The sequence below is a fragment of the Adlercreutzia equolifaciens genome, from assembly GCF_029076695.1.
Classification (GTDB): Bacteria; Actinomycetota; Coriobacteriia; order Coriobacteriales; family Eggerthellaceae; genus Adlercreutzia; species Adlercreutzia equolifaciens_A.
In genome coordinates, this window is the sequence record NZ_JARFIK010000002.1 from 1,205,964 (window position 1) to 1,223,293 (window position 17,330).

Sequence of the window (17,330 nt, forward strand, 5' to 3'; positions counted from 1 at the left end):
GCCCCTAGTTGTCAAGTGAGGACACGGGCACGCGACGGATGTCGGCGCCCAAGGAAGCCAGCTTGCCGGCATAGTCCTCGTATCCGCGATCGATGTGCTCCAGATGGTGCACTTGGGTTTCCCCGTCGGCCACAATGCCGGCCAGTACTAAGGCAGCGCCGGCGCGCAGATCAGTGGAAGACACGGGAGCGCCCTCCAGCTGCTTCACGCCCCGCACCAGGGCATGGTGATCGTCGAGCTCGATATCGGCCCCCATGCGCATAAGCTCGGCAGCGAACATAAAGCGGTTCTCGAAGACGTTCTCGGTAATGACCGACACGTCGTCGGCCAGGGCCGCCAGCAGCATGAACTGGGCCTGCAGATCCGTGGGAAAGCCCGGATGGGGCAGCGTTTGAATGTCCACGGACATGAGCGGCTCGGTGCGGCTCACGCGCACCCAGTCCTCCCCCGTCTCCACATCGCAGCCCATGGCGCGCAGCTTCATGATGGCCATGCGCAGAAAGGCCGGGTCGATGCCGTGCACGGTCAGCGGGCCACCGGTCAAGGCGCCGCCTACCAAGAACGTGCCCGCCTCGATACGGTCGCCCACGGTGGTGTGCTCGCAGGGGTGCAGAGCCGACAGGGGCACGCCCTCCACCTCGATGAGCGAGGTGCCGGCGCCGGCCACCTTGGCGCCCATGGCGTTGAGCATATTGGCCAGATCCTCAATTTCCGGCTCGCAGGCCGCGTTCTCGATGGCAGTAATGCCCTCGGCCGTCACCGAGGCCATGAGCATGTTCTCCGTCGCACCCACCGAGGGGAACTCCAGCGTCACATGGGCCGCATGCAGGCCGTTCGGCGTGGTGGCGTGCAGCACGCCGTGGTCCACCTCGAACTGAACCCCCAGGGCTTCCAAGCCCACCAGGTGCATATCGATCTTGCGAGCGCCAATCTGGCAACCGCCGGGCATGGCCACCCGGGCCTCGCCGAAGCGGCCGATAAGGGGTCCCAGCACCGAAATGGAGGCGCGCATCTTCGAGACCAGCTCATAGGGGGTCTCGCAGGAATTGACCGGCGCCGTATCGATGACCAAGCTGTGATCCTGGCGCTTGACCGTGGCACCCAGGCGCTCCAGTACCTCGGCCATGATTTCAATATCGGAAATGTGCGGCACATTGTGCAGGGTGGTGACGCCCTGGCCCAAAAGCGAAGCTGCCATAAGCTTGAGCGCCGAGTTCTTCGCGCCGGCTACCGTGACGTCGCCGGCCAAGGTGTTATTGCCGCGAACGATGATGACTTCCTGGTTCATTTCAAGTCCTTTGGGAAGGGGCAACAAGCGCCCCGTAGTCCATCACATATTGCATAAGTCCCTTCATTATAGAAAAAAGGCCGCCCCCAGGCACGGCCTTTCATCAGGTTTGCAGAACAGCTCGGTCAGCTACCGGCCATCAGCGCACTATGCAGCTGCCAATGAGACGGCCAACCGTCTCATCAGCTGGACGATAACAAAAGGGAGGCTCGCTTGAGCCTCCCTTCTTGAAGATGCGCTATCTGATCGCGCGTTTACTCGCCCAGGGCGAAGCGCACGAAGCCGGTGATGGCGATGGTGCCACCCAGAGCCTTGGCGCACTCGTCGGCGTACTGAGCCACGGTCAGATCCGGGTTCTTCACGAAGGCCTGCTCGGCCAGGCAGTTCTCCTTGTAGAACTTGTCCATGCGGCCCTCGGCCATCTTCTCCTGGATGTTCTCGGGCTTGCCGGACTCAGCGGCCTGAGCCTTGTAGATCTCCATCTCGTGGGCGGCCACGTCGGCGGGCACGTCCTCACGGGTGGCGGAAACCGGGTTCAGGGCAGCTACCTGCATGGCGATGTCGCGGCCGCACTTCTGGAACTCCTCAGCGGTGGGGTCGATGCCCTCCACGTTGAAGGTAACCAGAACGCCGATCTTGCCGCCGCCATGGATGTAGGCGGACACGGCCTGGGCGTCCACCACGGCAACGCGAGCCAGCTGAGCGTTCTCGCCCATCACGTGGATGCAGTCGGTAACAACTTCCTCGACGGTCTCGCCATCGATGACGGCGGCCTTGAGGGCCTCCACGTCGGCCGGCTTGGCAGCCAGGGCAGCCTTGGCGATCTTCTCGGCGTAGGCCTTGAACTTCTCGTTCATGCCCACGAAGTCGGTCTCGCAGTTGAGCTCGACCACGGCACCGGTGGTGCAGTCATCGGAGACGATGGCCATAACGGTGCCCTCATTGGTGGCACGGCCGGCCTTCTTGGCCACAGCGGCCAGACCGCGGGTGCGCAGCACGTCGACGGCCTTCTCCATGTCGCCCTCGGCCTCGGCCAGAGCCTTCTTGCACTCCATCATGCCCGCGCCGGTCATCTCGCGGAGCTCCTTCACCATGGAAGCGGTGATGTCAGCCATGAATTCCTCCTTTGGGAATGAGAGTCTAACTTGCTAAAGTTACTCGACAACGACAGCGGCGTCGCCCTCGGCCACGGCAGCGGCGGCCTCGTCGGCAACCTCGGCCACGGTGGCCTCGGCGGAAGCCTCAGCGGCCTCGCCGGCCATCTCGGCGGCGGTCACGTCGGCACCAGTGCCGGCAATGACAGCGTCAGCGATGAAGTCGCACAGCAGGCGCACCGAGCGGATAGCGTCGTCGTTGGCGGGGATGCCGTAATCGACGTCGTCGGGATCGCAGTTGGTGTCCAGGGTGCCCACCACGGGGATCTCCAGGCGGTGAGCCTCATGGATGGCGATGCCCTCGCGGTTGGTGTCGATAACGAAAACAGCCTCGGGCACGCGCTTCATGTTGCGGATGCCGTTGAGGTTGGTCTGCAGCTTGGCCAGCTCCTTGTGCAGCAGGATCTGCTCCTTCTTGGGCAGCAGGGCCATGCGGCCGTCGGCGTCCATGGCCTCCAGCTCCTCCATGCGCTTCACGCGGGTGCGGATGGTAGCGAAGTTGGTGAGCATACCGCCGAGCCAGCGAGCGTTCACGTAGGGCATGCCGCAGCGGTTAGCGGCCTCGGACACGGCCTCCTGGGCCTGCTTCTTGGTGCCCACGAACAGCACGGTGCCGCCCTTGCGGGTGAGGTTGCTCACGAAGCTGTAAGCAGCGTCCAGACCGTAGAGGGTCTGCTTGAGGTCGATGATGTAGATGTCACCGCGGCTGCCGAAGATATACGGCTTCATCTTGGGATTCCAGCGGCGGGTCTGATGACCGAAGTGAGCGCCCGCGTCGAGCAGGCTCTGGATGCTTACCTTGGTAGGCGTTGCCATAGCATTCTCCATTCGTTAGTCCTCTGCCCGAGGTCTTCCCAGTTCCCGCAGCCTTTTCCGGTGGCCACTCGCGAGACCCGGTCGCCCGAGCATGTGTAATAGTTACCGCTGCATCAGCGCCTTCGCAGACACAGCCTGTCTAAAATACCACAATGCCAGCGCATTGCAAGAGAAAAATCGGCAGCTACACAGGGCGGACAGGAAAGCGCCCTCCCTTTGGTTGCGGCGACGCCAAAGCAGCGAGGCCCGCCGAAGCGGGTCTCGTCTCATACCGATCTAGCAAGGTGTTCGGCCCGAAGGCGCCATTCCCTAGTCCTTGTACTGGCTCTCGTGCTTGCGGAAAAAGTCGAAGCGCGGGGGCAGCTCATGGACGCGGTGGGCGCCGGCGTCGATCTCGATGGCCGGGCACAACTCGTCGTTGGACTCGAAATCGTAGTTCCAACTGAAGAAGTCATCGAACTCGAAGCTCAGGTAGTCGCAGATCTTCTCGCAGCCCACGGGCACAATGGGGTGCATGAGCAGTGTGGCCACACGCAGCAGGTAGAAGGAATCCAGCAGCACCTGACGGCGCTCGCCGGCATCTTCCGACGCCTCGGCGCGCTTGATGCCGTCGGCCCAGTACTTGTTCGACCAGCGAATGAACTCGTCGCACAGCGACATAACCGAGTGCAGCTCCACCTTGTGCATCAGCTCGTCATAGGCGCGCAGCGTCTGGTAGGCCTTGTCCTTCACCGCCGGCGTGGGCGCACCCAAGGGCATGCAGGCGTCGAAGTTCTTCTGCGCCTCATAGAAGCAGCTGCGGGCCAGACGGTTGAACACGTTGGTGAGCAGCGCGCCCTCCTTGAGCGCCGGGTCGGCCACGCGGGGATCGTTGCGCTTGCTCTCGTCCGGGTCGAAGGGCTTCGGCGAGAAGCCCACGGACTTCTGATCGAGACCCAGAGCCAGGAAGTGGGCGCGCAGCTGCTCGGGCGTGTAGTGCTCCAGCAGCTCCTCCCCCGTGGGCGGCTTGACCGCACCGGACGAGGAGGCCTTCTTCTTGCCGAACAGCATGTGGTGGTTGGCCACCAGCGTAGTCTGGCGCATCTGCGAGTCGGAATCGTCCGCGAACAGGCCGCCGGGCTTCAGGGCCTCCCACAGCGCCGGCTGGGCCACGCCGTAGAAGTACAGGTTGTCCTGGCCGATGAACTGGTAGACCTGGGCGTCGTCCGAGCACCAGAAATCGCGCCAGCTGGTGCGCGGCAGCCCGCGCTCGTCGTTGGCGGCGATGGTGAAGGAAATGGGCGCCCACAGCGACTCGGGCCAGCACCATACGGTAAGACCCTTCACCTCGTCGATAACCGGAGCGCGCACGCCCCACTCGATGTTGCCCGTAATGCGGAAGGGCACGAGCGTCTTCGAGGTACGGAAGCGAATGCCGGCGCCGGCCAGCACCGCACGGGCCTCGTCGCGCTCCTCGATGGTGGCGAACTCAATCTCGAAGGACTGCTTGCCCTTCTCGGCGTCGCGATAGGTGTGAGACGGCAGGCTGTCGGCCAGGCCGAGGTATTCGTCGTAGTGCTCGTTCTTCACGAAGATGACCGGGGGCACCAGGAACTCGGCGATGGTCTGGGGCACCACGGGGCGCACCTCGGGATCGGCCCGCAGCTCGTCCACATACCCGCGCAGGAAGTCGGCGAAGTTCGGCAGGTCGAAGTACCAGTTCTCCACGGGACGCATCTCGGGCTTCGTGCCAGTCAGCGTGGACACGGGATTGATGAGGTCCACAGGCGCGTACTGGTGGCCCAAGTCGCACTCGTCGGCATAGGCATGCTCGGACTTGCAGCCTTGCACCGGGCAGCGGCCCTGCACCTGACGGCCGTTGAGGAACGTACCCGCCTGGGTATCGTAGAACTGCAGGGTGGAGTCGAGCTTCAAGTGGCCGTTCTGGTACAGGCGCGTGATGAACTCATCGGTGATCATCTGGTGCACGTCGCCGGCATGGCCGATGCCCGAGCCGTCGTAGATGTCGAGCTTCACCTCGAAGGCCTCGAGGGTGGCCTTCTGGCGCTCGTGGTTTGCCAGCACGTAGTCGGCGATGGTGCCCTCGAACTGACCGGCTTCCACCAGCTTACGGTAGCCCTCGTTGATGGGGCTGCCGAAGCAGTCGGTGCCCGAGACGAAGCGCACGTTCTCGGCGCCGATGCGGTCGCGCAGGAAGCGCGCAAAGGCGTCGGCGGGCACGAACACGCCGCCGATATGGCCGAAATGCAGGGGCTTGTTTCCGTAGGGCATGCCCGCCGTCACCACAGCACGGCTCGGCCAGGAAACGCGGGTGTTATCCTTCAAGTCCGACACGGTCTTCCAACTCCTTCAAAGCGGTCGAAACACTGTTCTCGTCTTTCTCGCCCATGATATCGAGCAGGCGGGACAATTCACTGGAGGAGGACTGCAGGTACACCGTATCAGCGTCGGTGATGCCCGCCAGCGAGCAGGCCTTCGCCACAGCGTCCTCCAAGGTGCCGATCTCATCCGCCAGACCGTTGTCCACGGCGTCAAGTCCGGTGAACGTCATGCCCGTGGCCAGCTTCTTCACATCCTCAGCCGGCATATCGCGACCCTCGGCCACGGTGTCGATGAACACCTGGTTGATCTGATCCACCTGGTCTTGGTAGTAGGCGCGCTCCTCGTCAGTGAGAGGACGGGATCCGCCGCCGGCGTCCTTGGCATCAGCCGAGGTGATGTTGTCCACGGAAATGCCCAGCTTCTCATAGAGTCCCGAGAGATCGGTGATGGACATGATGACACCGATGGAGCCTACCGAAGACGTCTTTCCCGTGTAGATGTAGTCCGCCTGGGAGGAAATCATATAGGCGGCACTGGCCGTAATCGAGGCGCAGGACACCACGACCGGCTTCGAGAAATCCTTCACGTAGCCGGACATCTCCTCGCCCGCCGTGGCCACGCCGCCGCCGGAGTTCACCCGCAGCACCACGGCCTTGATGTCCGGGTTCCGCTCGGCCGCATCCAGCTGGGCGCGCAGGCCCTCGGGGCTCGAGGTGGTGCCGTCGTACTGGATGGTGCCGTCGATGTTGATGATGCCCACGGTATCGCCGGTGACCGAGTCGGCCCAGGAGGAGCCGCTCGACGAGAAGCTCATGGGCGTGCTCATCACCGCCGTGCAGGAGCCGATGGTCATGGCGCCCAGCACAAAGAACAGGATGACAGCCACCAGAGCCACAATCCAGGCGCGGCTCTTTTTCGGAGCCGGGGCCGCATAAGCCGGGGCCGCGTAGCCATAGGGGCTTGTCGGCGCCGCCGGCTGCGGTGCAGCGTAAGCCTGCCCGTAGGATGCCTGCGAAGCCGTCGACGGCGCCGCGTAGGCCTGGGCATAGGGCGTCGTCGGCGCGCCGTCCGCCGCCTGGGCGCCTGCAGCACCCCGAGGCGTTGCGCCCGGCTGGCCGCCCGGCACCGCGGAGGGCGCATCGGCGCCCGAAGTGGCTTCGGAGCCCGTGCCCCAGGCGGTGTTCTGCCAGTTGTTAGGTTCGGTCATGGGACCCTCTACAATTCTGCGTTGTCGTCGATGCGGCCCTGCTGGGTCTGCATCTTCTTCGCCATGCGCAGCAGGAACTCCTGGTTGGAGTTGGTCTGCTTCAAGGACTTGATCAGCATGTCCATGGCGCGCTCGGTACTGTTGGTGTTCGACAGGATGCGGCGCACGCCCCAAATGAGCGGAGCCTCCTGGCCGTCCATGAGCAGTTCTTCCTTGCGGGTGCCCGAGATGATGGGGTCGATGGCCGGGAAGATGCGGCGGTCGGCCAAGCTGCGGTCGAGCTTGAGCTCCATGTTGCCCGTGCCCTTGAACTCCTCGAAGATGACCTCGTCCATTTTCGAGCCGGTCTCAATAAGCGCCGAGGCCAGAATGGTCAGGCTGCCGCCGTGCTCGATGTTGCGGGCCGCGCCCAAGAAGCGCTTGGGCGGATAGAGCGCCGTGGAGTCCACACCGCCGGACAGAATACGCCCGGACGCCGGCTGGGCCAGGTTGTAGGCGCGGGCCAGACGGGTGATGGAGTCCAGCAGGATGACCACGTCCTTGCCCTGCTCCACCAGGCGCTTGGCGCGCTCGATGACCAGCTCGGCCACTTGGATGTGGTTCTCCGAGGGCATGTCGAAGGTGGACGACACCACTTCGCCGCGAATGGAGCGCTCCATGTCGGTGGCTTCCTCGGGACGCTCGTCGATACCCAGGTACATGAGGTGCACCTCGGGATTGTTGGCCGAGATGGCCGCGGCGATGTCCTTGAGGACCGTGGTCTTGCCGGCCTTCGGCGGCGACACGATCAGGCCGCGCTGACCCTTGCCGATGGGGGCCGTCAGGTCGATGACGCGGGCCGTGGTGGTGTTCTTGCCGTGCTCCATGATCAGGCGCTCGTCGGGAAACACCGGGGTGAGCTCGGAGAACTTGGGGCGCAGGGCCATAAGCTCGGGAGCGGCACCGTTTACGGACGTGACCTTCTGCAAGGCGGCGAACTTGTCGTTGGGGCGGGCCGGACGGGTCTGGCCCGTTACCATATCGCCCTTGCGCAAACCGTTCTTGCGGATGGTGGCCAGGCCCACGTAGATATCGTTCTCGCCCGGCAGGTAGCCCGAAGTGCGCAGAAAACCGTAGCCGTCGCCCATGATGTCGAGCACGCCGGTAACCTCGGTGAAGCCCTCGGCCTTGCACGTGGCGGCGTACACGGCGTCCACCAGCTCGGCCTTCTTCAGACCCGCGGCGTCCAATCCCAGCTCGGTAGCACGGGCGCGCAGATCGGCCACCTTGAGCTCGGCCAGCTCTTCCTTCGTTACCGAGGGCTGGGGCTCGCGGTTGCGGTTCTCGTGGCGGTTGCGCTGCTGACGATTATTGCGGTCGTGCTGGTTGTTCTTCTTGTTCTTGTTGTTCTGCTTGCCCTGGCCGTTCTGATTGCCCTGGTTGTTCTGGGAAGCGCGGCGCTCGGTGCGGCCCTCCTGCTCGTCGCGGGTGTGCTTGCGCACCACCGTGGTCTTACGGACGGGCTTCTCCTTGGAAGCTTCGGCCTCCTTCGCCCCTTCGGCCTCGGGGGCCTGGGACGTCTCGGAGGCTTGGGGCGCCTCGGGGGCTCCCTCAGCTGGCACCTCGGCTACCTCGGCAGCATCGGCCTTCTTGCGGCGCGGGGCGCGCTTGGGCTTCTCGGCCGGCGCCTCGACCTCGGGGGCCGGGGCCTCCTCAGCGGCGGCGGCTTTCCGCGAGCGCGTGGTGCGACGCGGCTTGGGGGCGTCTTCGGCAGGCGCCGATTCTGCCGCCGGGGCATCCGCCGCAGGAGACTCTTCGGCCTTGGCCGTACGGGTGGTGCGGCGACGGGTGGTCTTCTTCGGAGCCTCTTCCGCCGGGGCCGCGGCAGCCGATGCCTCAGCGGGCTCCTCGGCCTTCTTGCGGCGCGGGGCGCGCTTGGGCTTCTCGGCCGGCGCCTCGGCGGCGCCGGTATCGGTGGTGGTCAGATCTTGGGTGTCGCTCATGCGTTCTGCACTTTCTCCCAGTCCTTAAGGAACGACTCGAGGCCGCGGTCGGTCAGCGGGTGCTGCACGCACTTCTGCAGAATGCCGAAGGGCACCGTGGCAATGTCGGCTCCCATAAGGGCAGCCTGGGTTACATGGTTGGCGCTGCGAATGGATGCAGCGATGATCTCGACTTTCTCGCCGTTGACGGTGTCGGCGGTGAAGTCGTAGTTGCCAATGGCGGTGACCACATCGTCGAGCTGGGCGATGCCGTCCTCGGAGATGTCGTCGAAGCGGCCCACGAAGGGCGAGATGTAGCGGGCGCCGGCGCGAGCGGCCAGAAGCGCCTGGGGCACGGTGAAGCACAGGGTCATGTTCACCGGAATACCTTCATCGGCCAGGGTGCGGGTGGCGGCCAGGCCCTCCACCATGGTGGGAATCTTCACCACGACGTTGGGGGCAATGGCGGCCAGCTCGCGGCCGTCGCGGACAATCTCGTCGCGCGTCATGGCCACGGACTCGGCGGACACGGGGCAAGTCGGACCCACGATGTCGCAGATGCGCTTGATGTGGTTATGGAAGTCGTCCAGCTTACCGCCGATGCGCGAGTAGAGCGTGGGGTTGGTGGTGACGCCGGCCAGGGCTCCCCAGCTTGCAGCCTCCTCGATTTCGGCGAGATCGGCCGTGTCCAGGAAAAACTTCATGTGGTCCTCCTTAGGCAGGGACTATAAAAGGGGTCTGTGCCTCCAAACAGGACCGTCGCCATGGCGCACCTTGAGCCCGACCGAGAGAACGTTGCAATGCTGGATATACGGGAATATGGGAAGGAATAACGCATACCGCGACAGAATTTTGGATGCGCGCTCATAGTACCGCATCCGACGGCGGCATACAACAAAAACCAGAATAAAGGCCGTTTATTCGGAAAGAGAGCGATAGAAGCAGCTGCGCGCCCCCGTGTGGCAGGCGGGGCCCGCCGGATGCACCAGAGCCAACAGCGTATCGGCATCGCAGTCGTAGCGCAGATCCACCACCTTCTGGGTGTTCCCGCTGGTAGCGCCCTTATGCCACAGCTCCTGGCGGCTGCGACTCCAAAACACGGTCTCGCCGCGCTCTAGCGTAAGCGCCAAGCTCTCGGCGCTCATCCACGCCATCATAAGCACCTCGCCCGTATCGGCGTCCTGCACAATGCAGGGAATAAGCCCCTGATCGTTATATTTCAGCTCCGGAAGATTCACTGCTGGCTTCCTCCTACAACCTTACGGGGATGCCGGCGGCTCGCATGGATTCCTTCACTTGGCGGACGGTCAGCTCGCCGAAGTGGAAGACGCTGGCGGCCAGCACGGCGTCGGCCTCGCCCTCGATGATGCCTTCGGCGAAGTGCTCGAGCTTGCCCACGCCACCGCTGGCAATGACGGGGATATCCACAGCCCGCGCCACGGCTCGGGTCAGCGCGCAGTCGAAGCCATCGCGGCTGCCGTCGCGGTCCATGGAGGTAAGCAGGATCTCCCCGGCCCCTCGCCGGGCCGCCTCGCGCGCCCACTCGATGGCATCGATGCCCGTGTTCTTCCGGCCACCGGCCACGTAGACCTCCCACTTGTTGGGATTGCCCGGCACCGCCTTGGCATCGATGGCGCAGAGGATGGCCTGGGTACCGAAGGCCAAGGCTGCGTCAGTAATAAGCTGCGGATTGGCCACCGCGGCGGAATTCACCGACACCTTATCGGCGCCGGCGGCAATCATCGTGCGAATGTCGGCCACACTGCGAAAGCCGCCGCCCACGCAATAGGGCAGATGCAGCTCTGCCGAGGCGTGGCTCGCCAGGTCCACCGTGGTGGCACGGTCGTCACTTGTCGCCGTAATGTCCAGGAAGATGACCTCGTCGGCCTTCTGCTCGTCGTAGGCACGGGCCAACTCGATGGGGTCGCCCGCGTCGCGCAGGTTCACGAAGTTGACGCCCTTCACCACGCGGCCGTCTTTCACATCCATACAAGGAATTACTCGTTTTGTCAGCATGATCTCTTCTACCTGTCCGTTCTCGTGCCAGGGGGTATCCTGATTCGCTCAAACAGTCCTCGCTTTGGAAAACAGTCCACTGGACTGTTTTCGTCGCTGCGGAACTCGCTCGGTCAGGACACCCCCTGTCCCGAGAACTACACAGCCTTGGGGAGACATCAGGCATCTCCCCAGCTGCTCTTCCTTACTCAATGGCATCCAGGGCTCCGCCCCGCCGCTAGCCCTCCAAATCTTCCAAGGTTAGGGGCTTTTCCTCTTCCTGCAGCTGGTCAGACAGCTGCAAGGTTCCCTGGCACGCGGCAACGCCGTCGGCTACCGTCAGCGTGCCTTCGTAGATGGCGCGGCCGGCAATCACGCCCTCTACGCTGTCGGCGATACCGGCCAAGGCGCGAATGTCGGCCGCCGTGGCAATGCCGCCTGACACGATGACCGGGTTGTCGAAGGCCTCGGCCATGGCGGCGTAGGCTGCGGGGTCCACACCGGTTTGCATGCCGTCGCGGGCGATGTCGGTGTACACCACGTGCTCATAGCCCAAAGCAGCCATGCGACGGGCCAGCTCGGTGGCGGCCACGCCGGCGCCCTCCGTCCAACCCGTCACCGCCACTTCGCCGCCCTTGGCGTCGATGCCCGCTACCAGGGCGTCCGGGCCGAACTTCTCGATAGCTGCCTGGGCAAAATCAGGATCGCGCACCAGGGCGGTGCCCAAGATAACGCGGGTGGCACCGGCATCCAGCAGACGATCGGCCACTTCCAGGCTGCGCACGCCGCCGCCCACTTCCACCTTGAGCTTCGTGGCGGCCAAAATACGGCGCACCACCTCGATGTTGTCGGGGTTGCCCGATTTGGCGCCGTCCAAATCCACCACGTGAATCCAGTCGGCCCCGTCCTCCTCGAACAGCTGGGCCTGCAGCTCGGGCTTGTCGTTGTAGACGGTTACCGCGTTGTAGTCGCCTTTGGCCAGGCGCACCGCGCGACCGTCTAGAATATCGATGGCAGGAAGCAGGTACATGACGTGTCCTCTCGTTAGACGCCCCGCGCTTCGCGGGCGATGGTTGCGAAATTCGCCAGCAGCTGCGCACCGGCGTCCGAGCTTTTCTCGGGGTGGAACTGCACGCCGAACACCGGCGCCCCCGGCACCTGCACGGCGCAGGGGAAGGTCACCGAATGGGTGGTCTCGGCAATGGTAGCCGCACTGGGCGGCGCAATGAAGCTGTGGGTGAAGTAGAAGAACTCGCTGGGAGCAATACCGGCGAACAGCGGCGACGGCTCGCCGAACTCCACAGAGTTCCACCCCACATGGGGCACCTTGTAGGCGCGTCCCTCGCTGTCAGTGCGCGGCAGCGCGCCCACGCACCCGGGAATGAACCCGAGGCCCCGCGGGTTGGGGCCGCCTTCGGGGGCATGCTCCAGGCCCTCTTCGAACATAAGATGCATCCCCAGGCAGATACCGAGAAACGGCGCGCCGGCCGCCACGGCCTCGCGCACGGCATCCATCTGGCCGAGCGCCTCCATGGAGGCCGCCGCATCGGCAAAGGCCCCCACGCCCGGCAGCACCACGGCATCGGCGGCGCGAATGAGGGCGGCGTCATCGGTCACCCGCACCGCGGCTCCCGCACCCGCCAGACCGCGCTCAACGGAGAGCAGGTTTCCCTTGTGGTAGTCAACAATAACTATCAACGTTGTTTTACTCCCATCACAGTCAAAGTCAGCGACGGTCCAACGGATCCGTTCGTCCCGTCAGGGCGAACGGACCTATAATACGCCCTTGGTCGAGGGGGTCTCGTCGGCCAGGGCCGGATCAATGGCCACAGCCTCGCGCACGGCCCGCCCGCAGGCCTTGAACGCCGCTTCCAGGATATGGTGCACGTTATCACCGGCCAGCTGGCGCACATGGAGCGTAATACCGGCGTTGGTGGCCAGAGCGATGAAGAACTCCCGGGCCAGCTGGGTGTCGAAATCGCCCACCATGCCGAAGGGCACCTCCACGTCCCAGTGCAGCTGACCGCGCCCGGAAATGTCCAGGGCCGCCAGCACCAGCGCCTCGTCCATAGGCACGAAGGACGACCCGAAGCGCGTGATGCCGCGCTTGTCGTCCAAGGCCTGGGCCAGGGCCTGGCCCAGCACAATGCCCGTGTCCTCCACGGTATGGTGGCCGTCCACCTGCAAGTCGCCCTCAGCCTTCACCGTCAAGTCCAGACGGCTGTGACGTCCAAAGGCCGTCAGCATGTGATCGAAAAACCCGATGCCCGTGGATACGTCCACCTGGCCCGTGCCGTCCAGATTCACCGTCACCTCGATGGCGGTCTCCAAGGTGCGACGCTCCACTGCCGCCGTTCGTGCCATGGCTCTCCCCTTCTCTTACGCGCCCTGCGAGAGGACGGCCTGCGCCTCGCGGCGTTTCGCCACAAAGTCGCGCAGGGTGCGAATGAACAGATCGTTTTGCTCCGGCGTGCCAATGGTGGCGCGCAGGCAGTTCTCCAAAAGCGGCGCCGAGGAGAAGTCGCGCACCAGCACCCCGTGCTCGTACAGGTACTCCCAGGCCGCTCCCGCGTCCTCCATGCGGAACAAAATCCAGTTGGAATCCGACGGGAAGGGCGTCACGCCCCCGGTGGTGCGGAGCGCCTCCATAACACGGCCGCGCTCCTCGATGATCTGGCGAATGCCCGGCTCGAAGCGGGCCCGGTTCTCGAAGACCACCTCGCCGATGGCCTGGGACACCGCGTCCACCGAGTAGGGCTGGCGCACCTTCAGGAACTCGTCGATGACCCCCGGGTTCGCCAGAATATAGCCCAGGCGCACGCCGGCCAGGGAAAAGGCCTTCGAGAACGTGCGCAGGATGACCAAATTCTGATGATCGGCCAGAAGCGGGCGCACCGTGGCCCGCGAGAACTCGAAGTAGGCCTCGTCCACCATGACAAGGGCGTCGGTGGCGGCCAGAAGCTTCGCAATGAACTCGGGCCGCGCCCGCTCGCCCGTGGGGTTGTTGGGACTTGTCACAATAACGAAGTCGATATCCCCCTCGGCCACGCGTGCGAGCACCGCCTCTTCGTCGATGGAAAAGTCGTCGCGCCGGGCCACGTCCACCACCGTGGTGTTCGTCAGGCGCGCGTTGGCCGCATACACCGAGAACGTGGGAGGCAGGTTGAGGAAGGTGCGCCCCGGACCGCCCCAGGCCAGGGCCAGGTCGAACAGCAGCTCGTCGCCGCCGTTGCCCAAAAGCACGCAGCTGCGGTCAAGGCCGTTGGCCTCGGCGATAAGGTCGCGCAGCGTATTGGCCAGAGGATCGGGATAGCGGTTGAAGGGCACTTTGGCGATGGCGCGGGCAATAAGCGTGCGCACCTCGGCGTCGACGTCGTTGGGATTCTCGTTGGCCGAGAGGAACGCCTCGGCCGGCAGATATTTCGGGTCGTAGGGAATGAGCCCTTCCAGCTGAGGCGCGGGCTTGCGCACCTTATTCATCGGACGCGCCCTCCCCGTCTTCCACGCCGGCCGCCTTGGATGCACCCACAGCCGCCTGCTCGGCATCGAGGATGTCCTGCAGGCGCAGGGCCACGGAGCGGGCATGGGCCCAGAGGCCCTCGTGGGTGGCAATCTGCACCACGGCGCGGGCGTCGTGCTTGAGCGCCGCGGGGGTGTACTGAATGATGGAGGACTTCTTCACGAAGTCGTCCACGGAAAGCGGCGAGGAGTAGCGGGCCGTGCCGCCCGTGGGCAGCGTGTGATTGGGGCCGGCCACATAGTCGCCCACGGCCTCCGGGGTCCACTCGCCCAGGAAGATGGCGCCGGCGTTGCGGATGGCGCCCAGGTACTCCATGGCGTGGGCCACGTGCATCTCCAGGTGCTCCGGCGCAATGACGTTGACGGCCTCCAGAGCCTGCTCCATGGAGGTGCACACGACGATAAGGCCGTGATCGTCCAACGAGGCGCGAGTGATATCGGCGCGGGTGGAATCCTCCAGATGCTTGGCAATGGCCGCCTCCACCTCGTCGGCATAGGCCTCCGAGAACGTGACCAGATAGCAGGCGGCCAGCGGATCGTGCTCGGCCTGGGCCATAAGGTCGATGGCCACCAGGCGCGGGTCGGCCGTGTCGTCGGCCACCACGCACACCTCGGAGGGGCCGGCAATCATGTCGATGCCCACATCGCCCGATACGAGCTTCTTCGCCGCCGCCACGAAGGCGTTGCCAGGGCCGGTGATCTTCGCCACGGGCTTGATGGTCTCGGTGCCGTAGGCCAGGGCGGCCACGGCCTGGGCGCCGCCCACGGTGTAGATTTCCGTAACGCCGGCAATCTTGCAGGCAGCCAGAATGGCCGCATCCAAGGTGCCGTCCTTGGTAGGCGGCGTCACGCACACAATGCGCTCCGCCCCGGCCACCTGGGCCGGCAGAGCGTTCATAAGCACCGTGGACGGGTACAGGGCACGGCCGCCGGGCACGTAGATGCCCACGGAATCAAGCGGGGTCACCTTCGAGCCCACAATAGCGCCGTCCTCGCGGGCGAAAAACCAGCTCTGCTGCTTCTGGCGCTCGTGGAAATCGCGGATCTGGCGCGCCGCATGGCGCAGGGCCTCAAGGGTATCGGGGTCCACCTGCGCCACCGCCGCGTCGATGGCCTCGGCGGGCACGCGGAAGTTCTCGATGAGCACACCGTCGAACTGCTCGGTGTAGGCGCGCAGGGCGGCATCGCCCTCTTGGCGCACGCGCTCGATAATGGCCGTGGCCGCTTCCAGGGCGCCCGGGTTGAAAGCCCCGGTGCGGTTGATGAAATCGCTGGTAAACGGCTCCAAGGGCTGCAGGGTAATGCGACGCATGAATGACTCCTTTGCTTAGGACGGCTGAGACGGATTGGAAGCGCCGGCAATGGGCGCGTAGGTGTTTTCTTTGGCATGGGCGGCCAGGGCGCGGGCCAAGGCCACAATGCGGCCATCGGTGCGCAGCGAGCAGCCGTTGGCGAAGAAGCGCGCCGTGGAGGCCAGCACTTCCTCGACGATGTCCAGGTTGTTCTCACGCAACGTGGTGCCCGTGGCGGTAATGTCCACAATGCGCTCGGCCATGCCGGTAATGGGGGCCAGCTCGATATTGCCGTGGAGGTACACGATATCCACCTGCGTGCCCGTCTTCGCGAAGTGGGCGCGGGTGATGGAGGGGTACTTCGTGGCAATGCGGATGCTGCCCAGCTTGCGGTACCGCTCCTCGATGGCCGCGGTAGTGCCCGCGGATTCGGCCACCACGAAGCGGCACTCGCCGAAGCGCAAGTCTACCAGCTCCACCACATCGGCCCCTACCTCCAGCAGGGAGTCCTTGCCGCAGATGCCGCAATCGGCGGCGCCCAGGGCCACGAACACCGGCGCATCCGAGGGGCGGACGATGATGTAGTCGACGCCGGGGTTGGAAATAACCAGGGAACGCCCGGGGTTGGCCAGGCCCGTAGTGTCGAGCCCCGCCTGGGCCAGGCAGGCAATGGCGTCGGGATTGAGCGAGCCCTTCGGCACGGCAATGCGCAGAGGACGCTCCCCCGCGGGCGCCTCGGCCGCTGTGGCCGCCGACATGGCCTGCTCCAGATAGAAGGCAAAGCCCGCCGCCGGGCGATCGGCCCCGTAGGCACCGATCATGCGATCATAGCGACCGCCCGATCCCAAGGGACTGCCCAACGAGGGCGCATAGGCCTCGAACACAATGCCGGTGTAGTAGTTGAACGAGCTGACGAGCGAGAAATCGATGAGCACGCGATCGGCCAGGCCGGCTTCGGCTAGCAGACGGTAGGTTTCCTCGAAGTCATCGAGGTCGGCCGTGCACCCTAGGGGTGCCACGAGGGCGCGCACCTCGTCGATAGCCTCTTGGCCGCCGCGGATGTGAGCCAACTGGCGAATGGCCGCCACATAGGCCGGCGCCGCCGCACCCGGTTCAGGGCCATCGGGGTCATCCGACCCATCGAGGGCGCACAGGCGATCGAGGGTCACGAAATCAGAATCATGGTAAGCATCGAGCACGGCAGCCACCCAGGGCTCCGCCGCCCCCGAACGCTCGAGCAACGCCCGCAGCACGCCCACCGTGGCCAGGCCCAGCAGGAACTCGCGAACGCCCGCCAAGGTGAGCGCCTCGGCGAACAGCTCGATGATCTCGCTGTCGGCCTGCGGTCCCACTTCCCCAATGCACTCGACACCGCACTGGGTAAGCTCGCGAGCCATTACCTGGTTGTCGGTCTCCGCCTCGCGGAACACGCGCTGGGTGTAGCGAAAGCGCAGAGGCCCCGGCTCCCCCGAAAGGCGCGTGGCGCACATACGGGCAATCTGCAGGGTCACGTCGGGACGCATGGCCAGCAGGTCGTCATGGGAGTCGAAGAACTTGAAGGGCGAGGCGGGCATCCGACCCCCCGCGCGCATGACATCCATGACCTCGAGCGTGGGCGTCTCGATGGGCTGATAGCCCCGGGACGCGAACAGGTCGGCCACGGCCCGAGTGATGGCCTCGCGCACCTGGGCCTCGTCGGCCAGCACATCGCGAAATCCCGCAGGAGTGGTTACGTTCACCGGTAGTTCCTTTTTCTTCGTTCTTATGGAGCTTCTC

Annotated in this window: 15 protein-coding genes; all 15 read right to left on the bottom strand. The window is 64.9% G+C overall.

What is annotated here, in order from left to right; genetic code table 11:
• Positions 1-4: 4 nt before the first annotated feature.
• The gene (gene murA / locus PZH32_RS10545) at positions 5-1,288 is read right to left on the bottom strand and encodes a UDP-N-acetylglucosamine 1-carboxyvinyltransferase (RefSeq protein WP_275208103.1); all 1,284 of its coding nucleotides are present in this window, start codon (positions 1,286-1,288) and stop codon (positions 5-7) included.
• Between the two features lie 254 nt (positions 1,289-1,542).
• Entirely contained in the window at positions 1,543-2,403 is an 861-nt protein-coding gene (gene tsf / locus PZH32_RS10550; protein WP_275208105.1) for a translation elongation factor Ts, read from the bottom strand.
• A 39-nt stretch (positions 2,404-2,442) separates the two neighbouring features.
• Positions 2,443-3,270 (bottom strand): 30S ribosomal protein S2, encoded by an 828-nt coding sequence (gene rpsB, locus PZH32_RS10555; RefSeq protein WP_275208107.1) that lies wholly within the window; start codon positions 3,268-3,270, stop codon positions 2,443-2,445.
• Positions 3,271-3,567: 297 nt separating this feature from the next.
• Complete coding sequence (locus PZH32_RS10560) at positions 3,568-5,592, bottom strand: class I tRNA ligase family protein (protein WP_275208108.1); 2,025 nt, start codon at positions 5,590-5,592, stop codon at positions 3,568-3,570.
• A complete protein-coding gene (sppA, locus tag PZH32_RS10565; protein WP_275208110.1) occupies positions 5,573-6,787 on the bottom strand; it encodes a signal peptide peptidase SppA in 1,215 nt (404 codons plus the stop codon). The genes PZH32_RS10560 and sppA overlap by 20 nt, the downstream gene beginning before the upstream one ends.
• A gap of 8 nt (positions 6,788-6,795) precedes the next feature.
• Positions 6,796-8,769 carry a transcription termination factor Rho gene (gene rho / locus PZH32_RS10570; RefSeq protein WP_275208112.1) on the bottom strand — a complete coding sequence of 658 codons (1,974 nt, stop codon included), beginning with the start codon at positions 8,767-8,769 and terminating at the stop codon, positions 6,796-6,798.
• A complete protein-coding gene (locus PZH32_RS10575) occupies positions 8,766-9,452 on the bottom strand; it encodes a transaldolase family protein (RefSeq protein ID WP_275208114.1) in 687 nt (228 codons plus the stop codon). The genes rho and PZH32_RS10575 overlap by 4 nt, the downstream gene beginning before the upstream one ends.
• 213 nt (positions 9,453-9,665) lie before the next feature.
• Positions 9,666-9,986 carry a phosphoribosyl-AMP cyclohydrolase gene (hisI, locus tag PZH32_RS10580; protein WP_275208116.1) on the bottom strand — a complete coding sequence of 107 codons (321 nt, stop codon included), beginning with the start codon at positions 9,984-9,986 and terminating at the stop codon, positions 9,666-9,668.
• Positions 9,987-9,999: 13 nt separating this feature from the next.
• Positions 10,000-10,764: an imidazole glycerol phosphate synthase subunit HisF gene (hisF, locus tag PZH32_RS10585; RefSeq protein ID WP_275208117.1), complete on the bottom strand. Its 765-nt coding sequence runs from the start codon at positions 10,762-10,764 to the stop codon at positions 10,000-10,002.
• A gap of 217 nt (positions 10,765-10,981) precedes the next feature.
• On the bottom strand, positions 10,982-11,773 hold the full coding sequence (gene hisA, locus PZH32_RS10590; RefSeq protein WP_275208118.1) for a 1-(5-phosphoribosyl)-5-[(5-phosphoribosylamino)methylideneamino]imidazole-4-carboxamide isomerase: 792 nt from the start codon (positions 11,771-11,773) through the stop codon (positions 10,982-10,984).
• Between the two features lie 14 nt (positions 11,774-11,787).
• Positions 11,788-12,441, bottom strand: coding sequence for an imidazole glycerol phosphate synthase subunit HisH (hisH, locus tag PZH32_RS10595; protein ID WP_275208119.1), 654 nt, complete (start codon positions 12,439-12,441; stop codon positions 11,788-11,790).
• 75 nt (positions 12,442-12,516) lie between these two features.
• Positions 12,517-13,107, bottom strand: a complete 591-nt coding sequence (gene hisB / locus PZH32_RS10600; protein ID WP_275208121.1) for an imidazoleglycerol-phosphate dehydratase HisB — start codon at positions 13,105-13,107, stop codon at positions 12,517-12,519.
• A gap of 15 nt (positions 13,108-13,122) precedes the next feature.
• Positions 13,123-14,223 carry a histidinol-phosphate transaminase gene (gene hisC, locus PZH32_RS10605; RefSeq protein ID WP_275208124.1) on the bottom strand — a complete coding sequence of 367 codons (1,101 nt, stop codon included), beginning with the start codon at positions 14,221-14,223 and terminating at the stop codon, positions 13,123-13,125.
• Positions 14,216-15,574 carry a histidinol dehydrogenase gene (gene hisD, locus PZH32_RS10610; RefSeq protein ID WP_275208126.1) on the bottom strand — a complete coding sequence of 453 codons (1,359 nt, stop codon included), beginning with the start codon at positions 15,572-15,574 and terminating at the stop codon, positions 14,216-14,218. The genes hisC and hisD overlap by 8 nt, the downstream gene beginning before the upstream one ends.
• A 15-nt stretch (positions 15,575-15,589) precedes the next feature.
• Positions 15,590-17,293 carry an ATP phosphoribosyltransferase regulatory subunit gene (gene hisZ, locus PZH32_RS10615; protein ID WP_275208127.1) on the bottom strand — a complete coding sequence of 568 codons (1,704 nt, stop codon included), beginning with the start codon at positions 17,291-17,293 and terminating at the stop codon, positions 15,590-15,592.
• Positions 17,294-17,330 lie beyond the last annotated feature (37 nt).